Consider the following 15,817-nt stretch of genomic DNA (forward strand, 5'->3'; position numbering starts at 1 on the left):
AAGCTTTGAATTGGTTGCGATGACTCTACCGAAGCACATAGCTATTATTATGGATGGCAACGGTCGTTGGGCTCAGCTCAAACGTCGTCCTCGCACGTTCGGACATATCAAAGGAACTCGTGTCGCGAAAAAAATCATCACCGATTGTTCGCGACGCGGAATCAAGAACCTCACGTTGTATGCATTCAGCACGGAAAACTGGTTTCGCCCTCAGGCCGAAGTCAGTTTGCTGATGCAAATTCTTCGTCGTTATCTTAAGCGCGAAACTGAAAACCTGGTTAAAGAAAACATTCGTTTCTCTGTCATCGGTGACATGTCCCGCATTCCGGCAGATGTTGCGGAAGCTATTGGTAAATCCGTCGAAGCTACAGCTCAATGCACAGGTCTTAACCTGGTCTTTGCTTTGAGCTATGGTTCTCGACAAGAGATCACAGAAGCCGTTCGCGATATTGCTGCACGTGTGGCGGCCGGTGAAATCAACCCTGAAGACATTGATGAGTCGGTTATCAATTCAGCGTTAAGCACGTATCCTACTCCGGATCCGGATTTGATCATTCGCACAAGTGGCGAACAAAGACTGTCAAATTTCTTGTTGTGGCAAGCGGCCTATTCAGAGTTTTATTTTACTGATGTGTTATGGCCCAACTTCACTGAGTGCCATTTAGAGGAAGCGTTGAACGCTTTTTCGATGAGACAACGCCGCTTTGGCAAGGTTACAGCGAATGACAACGTGGAAAAGCTTTCAAACTAGAGCTGTCTCGGCTGCAGTGGCCCTCGCACTGATTATCGGCCTTTATATTACTTTAAATGTTCAAGGACTGAAAATCGCGATCGCGTTCGTGGTTGCTGTGGGCACTTGGGAATTGATCACGATTCTTTTTAAGAACGAAAAATCAATTCTATTAAAAGGCCTTTTTTATTTTCTGACGCTTGCGATTTTCGGTGCGACTTTAACTTCTTTAAGCACCGGTGGAATTATTTATTCAATCGCATTGATCCTTATGATTATTGCCGTTCTTTTGTCAGCGCACAAAGAAGGTAATCTCAGTTACATGGCCGATGCTCAAGCCAAAGCCGCTTTGGGATTTTTCTATATGGGACTTTTGCCAGCGTTCGCGTTCCGTATTTTAGATCAGGCCCACGGCATTTCTTGGTTCGTCTATTTGTTAGCGGTTGTTTTTGCTGGCGACACAATGGCTTACGTTTTTGGTGTCTTGATCGGAAAACATAAAGTCATGCCGTCGGTTTCACCGAAAAAAACTTGGCAAGGTTCTGTGGGTGGCATCATCGGTTCGATGATTGCGGGATATATTTGCTGGCAATTTCTCTTTTCAGAACAGCCCTTGGGTCTCTTTTTGATACTTGCAGGTCTTTCTGGATTCGTGGGACAGTTTGGGGATTTCTTTGAATCTCTCTTAAAACGAGTCGCTGATGTTAAGGACTCTGGGAAAATTATGCCGGGTCACGGCGGTGTCCTCGATCGTATTGATGGCGTCCTATTCGCAAGTCCTGTTGTTCTTGCGGGAATTTTGATTTTGTCTCATCTTTTGTCGTAATCGGAAGGTCGAGCCCCCGAGCATTAACATTTTTATTTCCTAGCTCGCGACTCATCGAAACTCTAGAATATTCGAATGAATATCTTTTCTTATCTTCAATCAGGTTTATCAGCAATCATCCCCTTTGTTATTTTGCTCGGAATTTTGATTTTCGTGCATGAGCTTGGACACTTCCTTGTCGCTCGTTGGTGTGGCGTTCGTGTTGAAGTTTTCAGTTTGGGATTTGGCAAAAAGCTTTTGAAATATAAAAAAGGCGACACGACTTATGCGCTTTCACTGATCCCACTAGGCGGTTACGTGAAAATGTTTGGCGAGCAGCCGGGCGATAATATTTCTGAGGAAGATAAGAAACATTCGTTCACGCACAAAAATGTGTGGCAAAGAATCGCGGTCGTTATCGCGGGTCCTTTGATGAACTTCTTCTTTGCGGTATTGATTTTCTTTGCAGTCGCTTTGATTGGTGAAGACGCTAAGACACCCGTTGTTGGTGACGTAGCTCAGAATACTCCTGCCTATGCGGCAGGTTTCCGTTCTGGTGATAAAATCGTGTCTATCAATGAAGCTCAAGTGAACACTTGGGAAGATTTGCAACGTGCTTTGAGCTTAAAAGAAAACCACAATCTTCATATCGACGTTGTCGTTCAACGCGAAGGTTCTGGCGAAACAGCTAAAATTGCAACAGACGCAAAAGCAGAACCAAATCCAAATGTTCTAAGTTCCTATGAATATGTTGCAAATGTTGATGGTTTAAGTCCTTACTCTGCTGGAACAACTATTGGGGTGCTTCAAGGTTCTCCACTAGCTGCTTTGGGAGTTCAAACCGGCGATTCAATCACGGCTATCAATGGCCAAAAAGTCGCTTACTGGCGTCAGCTTGAAGACACTTTGGCGAAACAACATTCCAAGGAAGCTCTGACACTAGAAGTTCTTGGGATGCGCGAAGGTGATAAGGAAGCAAAGCCAATCACGGTGACTTTGGCTCCGACGGAATCTATTAAAACTTATTCAATGGCAAGTCTGGGGTTTGAAAGCTCTGAACTTTATTTGAGCAAAGTGATGGACAATTCGCCGGCGAAAGCAGCGGGTCTTCATGCGATGGACCGTTTGGTCTCTATCAATAATGTGACGCTGAAAAAGTGGGAAGATGTCATCAACAACATCAAATCTTTTGATGGCAAAAACCCGGTAGCGTTGACAGTTTTGCGTGATGGTCAGAATTTGAATTTGAACATCACTCCTAAGATGACGACTCAGATGCTTCCTACAGGCACGGAAGAAAAGCGTTATACGATCGGTATTGCGCCGATAGCGAATATCGCAGCTCCTGAGTTGATGGTGGTTCGTTCAGAGAATCTTGGACAAGCCTTCGTGCGTGGCGTGGAAAAAACTTGGGACGTGTCAGTAATGACGGTGATGAGTTTCGTTCGTTTGTTCCAAGCGAAGATTTCTCCTAAAAATATCGGTGGTGTGATTTCTATCGGTCAGGCCGCTAGCGAAACGTTCAAGATCGGTTTGACTCAGTTCTTGCAAATGATGGCGATTATTTCAGTCAATCTTTTCATCCTGAACTTGTTGCCGATTCCAGTTTTGGATGGTGGACACTTGGTGTTCTATGCCATCGAAGTTGTGAAAGGTGCGCCGCTGAGCATGCGTAAGATGGAGCTTGCTCAACAAGTGGGTCTTGCGTTACTGATGAGCCTCATGATCTTTGCTCTATTTAACGACTTCACTCGTATTCTTGGTCTATGAAGGTTTTAGCTATGGAAACCAGCACTCTGCTTGGCGGAGTTGCTGTTGTCATTGATGGACAAGTGATTGCAGAGGAATCTTCCTTGCGCCAGAAAACCCATAGCGAAAACATCAGTCCTTTTGTTGATCATTGTTTAAAAAAAGCCCACTTAAAACTTGAAGATATCGACGTCTTTGCGGTGGGCCAGGGGCCTGGCAGCTTCACCGGAATTCGTGTCGCCGCCAACGCAGGAAAAACTTTTGCCTATAGCTTTAATAAGCCTATGGTCACTATCGACACCTTGATGTTGTTAGCGGCTCAGGTGAAAGACAAAAGCAAACCCGTTCTTTCCATTATTAACGCTTATAAGAACATGGTGTACATGGGTCTTTTCGATATCACCGGTGCTGAGCCGACATATATCAAAGGTCCAGACGCTGTTCCCGTCCGTGAACTTAAAAACCACATCCACTCAGATTGTTTGGTTGTTGGTGACGGTTGGGAAGCCTACAGCGAGTACTTCCCTGAAGAATTAATGAAAAAGTTTTCTCGCGATCCGCAACTTCCCGATCACGCTTTGGCGTCGACACTCGGGCTGATGGCGGAACGCCGCGCTTTATCGGGCCAAACCTTGGACTGGAAATCTTTTGTTCCCCTTTATATCCGCGCCTCCGAAGCCGAAGAGACAAAAAAAGGAATTTTAATCTCGCCGCTTAAGTAGAGGATGCATCATGGAAAGAGATCTTCATAAGGCCTATTTGGAATCTTTGGAGTTTCAAAAAACTTCGAATGAAAACACAGACACCAAATTATGGGTTGTTGCTTCCGGTAAAGGTGGCGTAGGTAAAACATTTGTCTCTTCCAGTTTGGGAATCACTCTTTCAAAACTGGGTCACTCGGTTGTCATCGTAGATCTTGATCTGAGTGGCGCCAATATTCACACCTCTTTAGGACTTCCACCTTCACACATGAATGTTCGCCACTTTTTTGAAGGAGTTAAAACTCTTCAAGAGCTAGTGATCCCAACGCCATTCCCACATCTTTCTTATGTTCAAGGTTTTTGGGATTCTTGGACTCCGACTGATTTTTCTTACACACAAGTTCAAAGTCTTTTGCCAGAGCTTAAGAAGCTACGTGCTGACTACGTGATCGTTGACATGGGTGCCGGCGCTTTAGAAGCGCACTTGGAACTTTTCAAAGCTGCTGACGAAAAGTTTCTGATTACGACTCCTGAACCCACAAGCATCGAAAAGACATATCGCTTTATCGAAGCGTTCGTTTGCCATTCTTTGCGCCAGAATTCGACTCCGGATGCTTACGGTAATATGATTTCAACTTTAAGAAATCACCGCCAAAGAACTTTGGAAAAACCTTTTTCGTTTAGATCTTACTTGAAAGAGCAAACGGGATTTCAGTATGACTTCTTTGAGGCTCTTTCATCGACCCCCGTTCGCTTGATTGTGAACTCAGCTCGCAGCCAATCCAACGCCGATTTAGGTCATTCGATTAAGAGTGTCTGCAATAAATACTACGACTTAGGTATTGATTTTACGGGTGCGATCGATTTCGACAACGCTGTGTGGCAGTCGATTCGTTCACGTGAACATGTCTTGGTAGCTCAGCCTTTCACTGCTTTAGCGGGACAATTTTTAACTACCTGCAAACAACTTATTGATCCCGAGGAGCTTCGCGCCGTAGTATAATAGCTACGATGCAAGCGACGTCACGGTACAACTACTACGAGATTCTTGAACTGACAGCAAATGCACCTCAACACGAGGTGAGTGCTGCCTATGAACGCGCGCGCACAACGTATTCCGGCGAAAATCCTGCGATCTACACCATCTTTTCTGAACAAGAAGCTCGCGAGCTTTTGGTTCTGATCGAGGAAGCCTACCAAGTTCTTGGAAATAAGATCCTTAGAAATATCTATGATCAACGCTTGCTTAGCGGTCGCGCTTCATTGAACGATCTAACTTACGCTTCTATCATTGAAGCGAGTAAACAAGTCTTCCCAGAGCAAAAAGTTGAAAAGCCTATTCCGACTTTCAAAAAAGACGACGCTTTTGAAAAAGAGATCGCTGCAAAAGAAAACTGGGACGGAGCTTTCTTACAAAAAGTTCGTGAGTACAAACAGATCTCTGTACAACGCATGAGCGAGATCACAAAGATCAATTCTTACTACGTTACCGCTGTAGAAGGCATGGATCCATCGGGTCTTCCAGCCGTCGTGTTCGTTCGTGGTTACGTAGTTCAAATCGCTAAAGCCCTGGGTTTGGACGATAAAAAAGTCGCCGACTCGTACATGAAGAACTTCAAGAACGGTCTTGGAAAGTAAATCCACTTTGCAAAAAATCAATGTCACCGCGACATCGGACATGCACGGGCTTCGCCTGGATAAGGCATTGGCACTTATTGAGGATGTCGGCACACGTTCACGGGCATCGCACTTGATTGATGCTTCAGCCGTCTTGCTTAATGGAAAGATCGCCAAAGCTTCCGTTTCCGTAAAAGAAGGCGATCAGATTGAAATCACTTTGCCCGAGCCCGTCCCTACTGAGCTTCAGCCTTATGATCTTAAATTAGATATCCTTTTTGAAGACGATGATCTCATCGTCATCAACAAGCCCGCAGGCCTTGTGGTGCATCCAGCGGCGGGGCATGCACATGATACTTTGGTGAATGCATTAATTGCTCACACTGAAGATTTATCTATGAAGTTTGGCGAAGAACGCCCGGGGATCGTACATCGCCTTGATAAAGAAACCAGCGGGGTGATCGTTATCGCGAAAAACGATAAAGCGCACGAGTCTTTGACTGCTCAATTCAAAGAACGCAGCACCCATCGCATTTATTATGCAGTCGCAATCGGAACAGCGAGAACTTTGTCATCCGGAACAATCAAGAGCTTCTTAGCCCGTCATCCAACAGATCGAAAACGATATGCTTCGGTATTGGATGATGAAAGAAGACCTTACGTAGATAAAGACGACCCTCCTTCCCTCGGAAAGTGGGCCGTCACGCATTACGAAGTTTTAAATCGCAAAAGTGGCCTCAGTTATCTAAAACTAAAACTAGAAACTGGAAGAACACACCAAATCCGCGTGCATCTTTCAGAAAATGGCCTACCGATTGCGGGTGATGTGCTTTACGGTGCGGATAAAAAAACGAAGAACATCGAAGCCCGAGAGACTCAAGAGTCGATCCGTGGATTGAATAGATTTTTGCTGCACGCTGCAGAGTTGGGATTCACTCATCCCCGCACGCAGGAAAGAATGTTCTTTCAGCAAGACTGGCCGGAAGACATTTTAACGTTAATAAAAAAATGGGGACTGAGATGAATCTAGAACAAACCGAACTTGGATATGAAATGCGCACCCCGCATTTCACGGTTTTTCTAGGTGGCATTAACGCCCAACTCACACAACTTAAAGCCGCTTACCCTGATTATACATTCATGCGCGTAAAACAAATCCACAGCGACGCTGTTGTGGAAAGCAAAGATGCCCATCTTGACTATCAGACGATCGCGGATGCTCACTTCACTCGCGAAAAAGACTTGGCACTTTGTGTGATTACGGCCGATTGTGTTCCTGCCTTGATCTATGATCCAACGACGAATTTGATTGCAGGTATACATGCGGGCTGGCGCGGAGTTGCTTCGCGTATCATTCCTAAAACAATTGAAAAACTAGTCGCCGCTGGAGCAAGACCTCAGAATCTTCATGTTGTGGTCGGACCCCATATTCAGAAATCCAGCTTTGAAGTCGGTATAGATGTGCGCGATCAGATCCTCACAAGCTTGGGTCCTTTAAGTACTGAAGAACGAGCTCTGTATTTTGAGACTCTTCCCGATAACAAAGCACTTGTAGATCTAAATCAGGTCGTTCGAACACAGCTTCAGCAAGAGGGTGTCGCCGCCGACAACGTATTCCTTTTACACATTGATACGGTGACGGACTCTAGATTTCACTCGTATCGTCGCGATAAAGATAAGTCCGGAAGACAAATCAGTTTCATTTGCCGTACATCATGAAAATCCTGCCGCAAGATTTTTATATGGAAGACACCTCGACGGTAGCCAAAGCTCTGTTGGGAAAAATCTTGCATGTGAAAAAAGGCAAAGAAGAATTTAAAGCACGCATAGTGGAAGTCGAAGCTTACTTAGGAATTGAAGATCCGGCCTGTCACACCTTTGGAGATCGAAGAACTCCCCGAACAAAATCAATGTATTTGGATGGAGGACATAGCTACGTTTACATGATCTATGGAATGTACTATTGCCTCAACTTTGTGACTCGCACCGAAGAGTTTCCCGAAGCGGTTTTGATTCGCGGCGTTCAGCCATTGAATGCCGACACACATGTTAAAAAGAAAGATATTAAAACAAATGGCCCGGGAAAACTCTGTAAGCATTATCAAATTAATAAAGAACACGACGGATTAAAGCTCTGGAAAAACACGTCTCCCCTTTTTGTTAGTGAAGACGATCATGTCGTTAAACCAAAGCAAATCATTGCTCGCCCCCGAATCGGCGTCGACTATGCAGGAGAAGCAGCGCAGTGGCCTCTTCGCTTTTATCTTAAAGATAATCTTTTTATTTCACGTCCCTAAATTCAGAACGACACTCGTCGACTGCTTGTTTTCTCAATTCGAAGCAAATAGCAGGACCAATGTTTGAAAGCGTAGTGATAAGTGCGAGCCGAAAACAAAGTTTTCTTTGGTCCTCATTTCTGAACAGTGCTAACATTGTAAGCATGAAGGTCTTACCGCAAGTTCAGGATGGGGAACGTTTCAATACTTTTTCGCACGCTCTAGGTGCTTTTCTTGCGCTTCTTGGTTCTGTTCTTTTAATCGGACTTGCGGCTTCAAAACAAGATACGTGGCGACTGTTTTCTTTTTCTGTGTATGCCTTTACAACCGTAGGTCTTTACTGCATTTCCACGATGTATCACGGATCCCAAGGACAAAAGAAAAACTTCTATCGCAAGCTTGATTACATCGGCATTTATCTGAAGATCGCTGGCAACTACACTCCCTACGCCATTTTAGCACTGCGTGGAAACACCGGCTGGATTGTTCTAGGTGTCGTGTGGGCATTAGCCGTGCTCGGAATTATGTGGGAACTCGTTGCAACATCGAAGAATCGCAATTTTTCTTTCGCACTCTATGGGATCATGAGTGTCACCGTTTTACCTGCATTAAAACAATTGATGGACGCAATTCCTCCAATGGGTTTTGCGATGATCATGGCTGGTTTCATTTCTTACGCGATCGGCGTTTATTTCTTTTTCAACGACACCAAAATCAAGCACGGTCACGGCATGTGGCATCTGTGTGTGATGGCCGGAACAGCCTTTCAATATCTCTGCGTATTAATCTATCTGACCTAGCCCTTTTGTCTTTAATAAGTGACAGTTCCTTCGCATTCCATACAATTTAATCATACAACTGAATTCAGGTACATGTCTGGAAGGGTACGACGATGCAACTGAGATATTTCTTCGCTGTTTCCATTATAGGTTCTTTGCTGCTTTTAAATCTTTCCTGTGCAGAAAAAAGTCAGGCTCCAGAATCAATGAATTTGAAGCTTCTAAGAATGCAAGCAGAAGCAAACTATCAAACTGATATCGTGCAGAACCCTGCTTCAGTGAAGAACGTTCAAAGAGTTGCCTTGGTTTCAGGTATTGATCAATCTTCTGATCAAAGTTTTTGGAACTCCATCGCGTCTCACAAACCCGATTTGGTCATCGCAACAGGAAACACCGTTCATTCTACGAAAGCTTTCGAAAAACCTTTGCTTTCCCAATACAAAAAATTAGATGAAAACGAAGATTACCGCAAAATCCGTCAAAGCATTCCATTCATGGCAACTTGGGATGAACTTGATTTCGGGCTTCGCCACGGTGATTCCTCTTTTCAAAGCAAGAACGAAAGCCGCGACGCTTTTCTTAAGTACTGGAATTACATTCCGAAGCTTCAACCGAAATCGGCAAAAGGTGTAGAACACTCTATCATCTTGGGCCCTGCTGGAAAGCGCGTGCAAATCATCGTTCTGGATGCTCGTTATTACGCAACTCCGTGGACTGAAAACGGTTCTGACGGAAAATTCAAAAAGAACTGGTCTAAATCGGCGAGCTTGTTAGGAGCTCAACAGTGGAATTGGCTAGCAAACGAACTTAAAAAAGAATCCGACTTCAAAGTTATTGTCTCTTCCCTTCAACTTGCCGCAAATACGGATGAAGGAGAGCGCTGGGGACTTTATCCTCACGATCGCCAAAAACTTTTTGATACGATTCGCAATGCCGGAGCCAAAAAAGTCGTTGTCGTCAGCGGCAACCGCAACTTCGGTGCTTTAGGTAAAGTCGATATGGAAAACTACGGTCCTCTTTATGATTTAACTGTCGGGCCTTTCAATGAGTCAGTCATGAATGCAGAAAAAGATCGTCATTACATCGGTGAGCCCGTTGCTTCCGAAAATTTTGGAATGTTGGAATGGGATTGGAAACGTCAGACACTTTACCTAAAAATCTTCGACCGCAACAACAAGCTCGCTAAAGACCTTCGTATCAATATTTAACTAGAAAGAACCTGGTTCCTTTTCCCAACGATGGGAAGCAGGTACCTTTTAGGCAAAAAAAATCCCGCTGAAGAAGCGGGATTGAAGATTCGAAAGAAAAATGGTGGCTTGAGACGGAATTGAACCGCCGACACAAGGATTTTCAGTCCTCTGCTCTACCAACTGAGCTACCAAGCCACGGAAATCAAGAGACCAAATGTGTATCTTTTGGCCTCTTTGATGTCAACAACTAGGCTTTATCAAAGGCGTTTTTTAAGTCGTTTAGTAGATCGTTCAAGTCTTCCACCCCTACAGAGAGGCGAATCAACGAATCATCGATCCCTAAAGCCTTGCGGTTTTCCGCCGGAACGGAGGCGTGCGTCATAATCGCCGGATGCTCGATAAGGCTTTCTACGCCTCCCAAGCTCTCTGCCAAAGAGAAAACATTCACATTTTCAAGGAATTTGCGGGCAGAATCCATGCCTCCCTTGATGTAGAAAGTGATCATTCCGCCAAAGCCGTGCATCTGCTCTTTAGCCAAAGCATGTTGAGGATGGCTCTCAAGACCTGGATAGATGACTTTGTCCACTTTTGGATGGCTTTCCAAAAACTTCGCGATCGCCATCGCATTTTCCTGGTGGGCCTTCATACGTAATGGCAAAGTTTTCAAACTTCTTAAGCACATGAACGAATCAAAAGGTCCTTGGATTGCGCCCATGCCGTTGCTTAAGAAAGCTAATTTTTCCGCCAGGTCATCACGAGAGGTCACCGCAATACCGCCAACCACGTCACTGTGGCCGCCGATATACTTCGTTGCGGAGTGAACGACGATGTCAGCACCCAACTCTAAAGGACGTTGGAAGTACGGGCTCATAAACGTATTGTCGACCGCAACGATGATACCTTTAGATTTCGCAATCGCAGAGATGCGTTTGATGTCGACAAGTTTCAAAGTCGGATTTGTCGGAGTCTCTAACCACACCATTTTCGTAGTGGCTTTGATCGCCTTTTCGAAATTTTCAACTTTCGTCAGATCCGTATAAGAAAAGTCGATGCCATCATGCTTAAGGACTTTGTCGAACAGACGGAAAGTACCGCCATACATATCATCCATAGCAATCACATGATCGCCGCCTTTAAGGATGTGCAGAATAGTTGTTGTCGCCGCACAACCTGAAGCAAAAGCAAATCCGTACTTACCGCTTTCAAGGCTTGCCATACAATTTTCATAAGCGCGACGAGTGGGGTTGTGAGTACGAGAATACTCCCATCCTTTATGTACGCCTGGAGATTCTTGTACATAAGTCGAGGTCAAATAAACAGGCGTCATAATGGCGCCAGTTGTTGGATCCGGTGATTGACCGGCATGAATAGCTCTAGTTGCAAAACCCAAATTCTCTGTTGTCTTCTTCATAGCGACACCTATTTTTTTAGATTCTTCAATGCTTCCTCAGCACTGATCACGCGATTAAATGCAGTTTTAACATCTGCCTCTTTTAGGAAACCGTTTTCGATCATCCATTTATCGTTGAAGGCTTTGCTTAGATATTGGCGACCACTATCCGGGAAGATCACGACGATGTTTGAAGGCTTTTCTAGCTTTTCAGAAGCTTTCAATGCGCCCACAAGAGCTGTTGCGCTGGATGGTCCAACCAACAAGCCTTCTTCCGACACCAAACGACGTGTCATATCAAAAGCTTCGGGGTCGCTGACACGAATAAAACCATCGTAAATATCCAAGTGCACGTTTCCTGGAAGCATATCTTCACCGATACCTTCCACTTTGTAAGAACCTGGAGGATCCACAATCTTTTTATGATAAAAAAGATCGTAAAGAATACTTCCGATCGGATCGGCGCAGATCACCTTTACGTCAGATTTCTTCTCTTTAAGAAATTTCGCGCAACCTGAAAGAGTCCCGCCGGTACCGGCTCCGCCTACCAGCATATCAATCTTTCCATCCATCTGTTCCCAGATTTCTGGACCCGTCGTTCTATAGTGACGAGTAGGATTGTCCGGATTAAAGAATTGATTCGCTAAAAATGCGCCCGGGGTCTGCTCCGCGATCTTTTTTGAGACAGAATAATGACTGAGTGGATCTTCCGGTTCCACCATCGGAGTGATAACGACTTGAGCTCCATAAGCACGCAATAAAGCACGCTTTTCTTCACTCATCTTTTCAGGCATCACGAAAATACATTTATAACCTTTAACCGCGGCCGCCAAAGCCAAGCCTACGCCCGTGTTTCCGGAAGTTGCTTCGACAATAGTGCCACCAGGCTTTAAATCGCCGCGCTTTTCAGCCTCTTCGATCATGGCAACGGCCACGCGGTCCTTAATGCTGCCACCCGGGTTAAAATATTCTACTTTAGCAAAGAACTTATGCTTTGAACCCTTTGTGACGTTGTGAAGAGCCACTATCGGTGTGTCGCCGACAGTATCCAAAATCGAATTATAGATTTGTGACATGATTTACTATCTTTCTAAGTCATTTCTTCTTCTGTTGGGACGAAGAAGGACTGAATTCATCGACTGCAAAACTGTATTCATTTGAGTCAAAGGATCTACGGAATAGTCCATGCCAAGCTCAGTCGTCAGTTGCTTCACAAGTTGACGGCTCGGTTGATCTTTCATCAATTCGTCCACCAATTTTTCTAAAGCAGCCTGTTTTTTGTCTGATTGTGCCATGGGCCTTCCTCCAACAGGGCCACTCTATCACCCCCCTCCTAAAGAGTGAAAAAAATTTTGCAGAAGCGGTCCAAAAAGGAGCATCAAAAACGCGGGAAATTGGAAAATTAAGAGGGGTACGAGCATTATAAATGGCAATCGCGCAATTTTATTTGTTATTTCCTCGTGGCAGGCCTCAATAAGTTCTTCTTCCAACCTGATAAGGACACCATGTATGGCCTCACCATGCAGTCCTCTTTCTAAAATTTGCAAAAGAGTGCGGCGATGAAGGGAGGAAATGGCCTGAACGCATGCTTTTGGATCCTGCCCCTGCTGCAAAAGAGCCAGCCATTGCGTCACAATCAGCGGAAATTCGCCTTCATGCTTTTTAATATACTGCAAAACACCCTGTTTGACCGATTGGCCCTTTTCAATAGCGCGTTTTACGGAACTTAATAACTCCAATGGTGGTGCTAAACCTTCCATTTCAATCTCCTTCCCATCGAAAAAATCCAAATAAGTCCGCCTAAAAAGATTAATGACGACATTAAGATAAGTTTTTGGTGCTCTTTGAATCCAAATTGCATGATCACAAAGAAAAGTAGTGCGACATAAAGAGCGGTGACAATTATCGCCTGCATCTTCAATTGTTGACTCACTTGTCCAGACCTACGTCGAAAATCTTCGTGCATTTTTAATTCTCGCCGAAGTGCCTTCACTTGATCGATGCAACGACTTTGCGAACGATCAATTTCCAAAAGCTCATCGCGGAAATCCTGTAGCAGAGCGGATTTCATGGCGATGACATTTTCCGACATCGCCAGTGATTGATAGAGTTCCATGAGCTGATGGCGCATCCAACCGGATTGATTTTCGATGGCTGCATACAAAGATGAGCGGAAAGATTTTCCCGTTTGCAGACCTAAAATCACCGCATCTAACAGCGGAATCAGCGCGCTTCGCATTCGTTTCATCAGGAAAAAACGCAAAATTCGCGGAAAAAACTTTAAAGTTATCAAAAGAATGCCGATGAAAAGCCACAGTGAAGGTGCGGTTGGCATGTTTGCGGTGAAAAAGCAGATCACAACAAGGTTCAAGATCGAAAGAGTTCGAACAAGTTGTTGAGAGAAAGCGAATTCACGCGCCATCGACGAAAGAATTCGATGAACGAGCACGTGTCCGATCAGCGAAATCATAAAAATGATGAGCAAAGGGCACCTCCACCGGATCTTGAAGTTCGCAAAAAATATGCAAGGTAAATTTTTTGTTGACGAGGCTGGTCTAATTGTTGAAGACTTAAGTTAAGAAAAGTTTTTATGTTAGAAACAACAACAACGTTTGCATCCTAGGAGGAGCACATGGCAAAGAAAGCAGCAAAAAAAGCTACAAAAAAAGCAGCTAAAAAAACTACTAAGAAAGCCGCTAAGAAAACTACAAAGAAAGCTACTAAAAAAGCTTCTAAGAAGTAATTCTTACGGAACTAGTTTAGTTCTTAACGGAAACCCCAGAGGAAACTCTGGGGTTTTTTTATGCCCTGAAACCCGCTCTGGGCGCGCATTTCCGGTCGACGGATATTTTCTGTAAACTCCGCAAATAAAAAATCCCGAAAGCTTTCACCCACAGGATTTTTCTAAGAAACACATTTTAAATTTTCAAATTTCGCGGACTAGAAATAGTAGATGGCACCGACTGAACCGTTCGGCAAAATCATCGAACGTTTTACTTCCCACATCGCCGTCAATTCCCCAAAGAAAGACAATCCGGCGAATTCACCATTAAGTTGATTGTACTGAAGACCCGCTGACGCATTGACAAAATCCGTGCCAAAACGCCCGGTTTTTTTCTCGTTTTCAGTCAAAACACGGTCCAGGATGTCAGAGTTTTCGTAATCGCTGGATCTTCCACGCGAGTTGTACCAGCGCGAGTAACCCACTGTTGTGTAAGGCGCCAAGAAATCACCATCAAAAGCGTGTTTCCAAGCTACTTGGAAGGTGTTGTAACCAGGTCCTGTGCCAAATCCCGCAACAACTCCATCGGCTTCTTCAAAATTTAGTTCCATGTTAAAGCCGGCAACTCCCAAAGTTCCGCCTACCGCGACTCCCGCGCCAACTTTTCTTTCGGCGCGCATCTTCAGTGTCGTGTCGTAGGAATAACCGCTAGAGCCTGAGTAATAAGTGTTTGCAGCTCCTGGAATTGAATGGATCACGTCACTTGAAGTAGAACGCTGCGGAGGAGAATGAACCGTAGGAGAAGCCATTACAGGTGTTTCTTCCTCTTCTACATTTCCTTGATCAATAACCAAAGCACCTTGCTGAGGACGTTCTTCAAATGCATTTGATTGATGTTGCATGCGGATGTCGCGGGCGTATTCCGCTTCGATCGAGCGCGACTTCGATTTGATAGTTGCTGCATCAGAGCCAAGATTCAAAGGGGCCGCATGGGCCTGAACAAAGCTCAAGAAAAGGAGTGCTCCCAAGGAACACGCTGAAACTTTTAACATAGGACCTCCTTATTGGGAGATCTAAAAAATACGGGCTCTTACGCCTTCTTCCTGAAAGAACTTTTTAATCGCGGGACCATCTAATGGTTCCAATCTAAAAAGGAGCTTATGAACAAGGTCATAAGTTTCTTCCGCTTTCTTAGATCTCATATTGTGAGTAAAATATGCCATGTCATCGCTGATTTTGACCGCGTTATCAAGCAATCTTGCCACATCTTGATTCTTGGTGGTTTTATCCAAAAGAACCAGTGTTTTGTTGAAGTTTGTCGTCAGTCTATCCAACTGCTGAATCATATTGGTGACCGAGCCTTCATTTTTTTCAACGAGATCAATCAGTTTTCCCGCTAAACCATAGCTTTGTGAGATCAACTGATCGATACGCGGAGGATCTTCCCCCCGAACATAGTCACCCGAAGAAAATTCTGCGGCTTCCCCACTTCCCGGAGAGATTTCTAAAAACTTTTCCCCGATCACACCCGCTAGATTGATGAAAAATTTGGAATCTTTACGGACACTGGTCCAGGCTTTTCTATCTACGGTGATCGTTAGACGCAGTTTCACCTCTTCACCATTAGCCATTTTAAAAGAGGGATCGAAGTTAATTGATTTTACCTTGCCTACTTTAATACCCATAACGCGGACTGGAGATCCTTCTTCGATTCCACCAGCATAGTTGTACATGACATTAAGTTCTTTAGAGTTAGAAAAAGGAGAAATGAAACCCATAAAGTAAGCGAACACCACAATGAGCGCTACAGAGACAAGAGCCAGCAAACCTACCTTGGTTTCAACCTTCATACGTTCTC

Annotated in this window: 18 protein-coding genes and 1 tRNA gene; 11 read left to right on the forward strand and 8 right to left on the reverse strand. The window is 44.6% G+C overall.

The annotated features are described in order from the left end of the window. Positions 1-19: 19 nt before the first annotated feature. The 11 genes from ACLWBD_RS17105 (at position 20) to ACLWBD_RS17155 (ending at position 9,865) form a co-directional block, all read left to right on the forward strand. Positions 20-751, forward strand: coding sequence for an isoprenyl transferase (locus tag ACLWBD_RS17105; protein WP_413569083.1), 732 nt, complete (start codon positions 20-22; stop codon positions 749-751). Next, positions 723-1,556 carry a phosphatidate cytidylyltransferase gene (locus ACLWBD_RS17110; RefSeq protein WP_063205567.1) on the forward strand — a complete coding sequence of 278 codons (834 nt, stop codon included), beginning with the start codon at positions 723-725 and terminating at the stop codon, positions 1,554-1,556. The genes ACLWBD_RS17105 and ACLWBD_RS17110 overlap by 29 nt, the downstream gene beginning before the upstream one ends. A gap of 75 nt (positions 1,557-1,631) precedes the next feature. Beyond that, positions 1,632-3,305 carry an RIP metalloprotease RseP gene (rseP, locus tag ACLWBD_RS17115; protein ID WP_413569084.1) on the forward strand — a complete coding sequence of 558 codons (1,674 nt, stop codon included), beginning with the start codon at positions 1,632-1,634 and terminating at the stop codon, positions 3,303-3,305. Then, on the forward strand, positions 3,302-4,006 hold the full coding sequence (gene tsaB, locus ACLWBD_RS17120; RefSeq protein ID WP_413569085.1) for a tRNA (adenosine(37)-N6)-threonylcarbamoyltransferase complex dimerization subunit type 1 TsaB: 705 nt from the start codon (positions 3,302-3,304) through the stop codon (positions 4,004-4,006). Before rseP ends, tsaB begins: the two co-directional genes overlap by 4 nt. 10 nt (positions 4,007-4,016) lie before the next feature. Beyond that, a complete protein-coding gene (locus ACLWBD_RS17125) occupies positions 4,017-4,988 on the forward strand; it encodes a P-loop NTPase (RefSeq protein WP_413569086.1) in 972 nt (323 codons plus the stop codon). A gap of 8 nt (positions 4,989-4,996) precedes the next feature. After that, positions 4,997-5,623: a helix-turn-helix domain-containing protein gene (locus tag ACLWBD_RS17130; protein ID WP_413569087.1), complete on the forward strand. Its 627-nt coding sequence runs from the start codon at positions 4,997-4,999 to the stop codon at positions 5,621-5,623. After that, the gene (locus ACLWBD_RS17135; protein ID WP_253696522.1) at positions 5,613-6,626 is read left to right on the forward strand and encodes an RluA family pseudouridine synthase; all 1,014 of its coding nucleotides are present in this window, start codon (positions 5,613-5,615) and stop codon (positions 6,624-6,626) included. The genes ACLWBD_RS17130 and ACLWBD_RS17135 overlap by 11 nt, the downstream gene beginning before the upstream one ends. After that, positions 6,623-7,321, forward strand: a complete 699-nt coding sequence (pgeF, locus tag ACLWBD_RS17140; protein WP_413569088.1) for a peptidoglycan editing factor PgeF — start codon at positions 6,623-6,625, stop codon at positions 7,319-7,321. The genes ACLWBD_RS17135 and pgeF overlap by 4 nt, the downstream gene beginning before the upstream one ends. Then, complete coding sequence (locus tag ACLWBD_RS17145) at positions 7,318-7,899, forward strand: DNA-3-methyladenine glycosylase (protein ID WP_413569089.1); 582 nt, start codon at positions 7,318-7,320, stop codon at positions 7,897-7,899. Before pgeF ends, ACLWBD_RS17145 begins: the two co-directional genes overlap by 4 nt. A 143-nt stretch (positions 7,900-8,042) precedes the next feature. Beyond that, the gene (gene trhA, locus ACLWBD_RS17150; protein ID WP_063205581.1) at positions 8,043-8,678 is read left to right on the forward strand and encodes a PAQR family membrane homeostasis protein TrhA; all 636 of its coding nucleotides are present in this window, start codon (positions 8,043-8,045) and stop codon (positions 8,676-8,678) included. Between the two features lie 92 nt (positions 8,679-8,770). Next, positions 8,771-9,865 (forward strand): alkaline phosphatase D family protein, encoded by a 1,095-nt coding sequence (locus tag ACLWBD_RS17155; RefSeq protein WP_413569090.1) that lies wholly within the window; start codon positions 8,771-8,773, stop codon positions 9,863-9,865. A 101-nt stretch (positions 9,866-9,966) separates the two neighbouring features. Here ACLWBD_RS17155 and ACLWBD_RS17160 read toward each other — a convergent pair. From ACLWBD_RS17160 to ACLWBD_RS17195, 8 genes are all read right to left on the reverse strand, one after another. Continuing rightward, a tRNA-Phe gene (locus tag ACLWBD_RS17160) sits at positions 9,967-10,042 on the reverse strand. 52 nt (positions 10,043-10,094) lie between these two features. Beyond that, on the reverse strand, positions 10,095-11,258 hold the full coding sequence (locus tag ACLWBD_RS17165) for a cystathionine gamma-synthase (protein ID WP_081112144.1): 1,164 nt from the start codon (positions 11,256-11,258) through the stop codon (positions 10,095-10,097). 8 nt (positions 11,259-11,266) lie between these two features. After that, positions 11,267-12,313: a PLP-dependent cysteine synthase family protein gene (locus ACLWBD_RS17170; RefSeq protein ID WP_063205584.1), complete on the reverse strand. Its 1,047-nt coding sequence runs from the start codon at positions 12,311-12,313 to the stop codon at positions 11,267-11,269. A 6-nt stretch (positions 12,314-12,319) separates the two neighbouring features. Continuing rightward, entirely contained in the window at positions 12,320-12,532 is a 213-nt protein-coding gene (locus tag ACLWBD_RS17175) for a hypothetical protein (protein WP_063205586.1), read from the reverse strand. A gap of 27 nt (positions 12,533-12,559) precedes the next feature. Then, the gene (locus tag ACLWBD_RS17180; protein ID WP_063205588.1) at positions 12,560-12,997 is read right to left on the reverse strand and encodes a hypothetical protein; all 438 of its coding nucleotides are present in this window, start codon (positions 12,995-12,997) and stop codon (positions 12,560-12,562) included. After that, positions 12,985-13,722: a hypothetical protein gene (locus tag ACLWBD_RS17185; protein WP_413569091.1), complete on the reverse strand. Its 738-nt coding sequence runs from the start codon at positions 13,720-13,722 to the stop codon at positions 12,985-12,987. The genes ACLWBD_RS17180 and ACLWBD_RS17185 overlap by 13 nt, the downstream gene beginning before the upstream one ends. 455 nt (positions 13,723-14,177) lie before the next feature. Beyond that, entirely contained in the window at positions 14,178-15,011 is an 834-nt protein-coding gene (locus ACLWBD_RS17190) for a hypothetical protein (RefSeq protein ID WP_413569092.1), read from the reverse strand. 21 nt (positions 15,012-15,032) lie between these two features. After that, on the reverse strand, positions 15,033-15,809 hold the full coding sequence (locus ACLWBD_RS17195; RefSeq protein ID WP_413569093.1) for an MlaD family protein: 777 nt from the start codon (positions 15,807-15,809) through the stop codon (positions 15,033-15,035). Between the last annotated feature and the right edge of the window lie 8 nt (positions 15,810-15,817).

It is taken from the genome of Bdellovibrio sp. HCB117 (genome assembly GCF_047305915.1).
Classification (GTDB): Bacteria; Bdellovibrionota; Bdellovibrionia; order Bdellovibrionales; family Bdellovibrionaceae; genus Bdellovibrio; species Bdellovibrio bacteriovorus_B.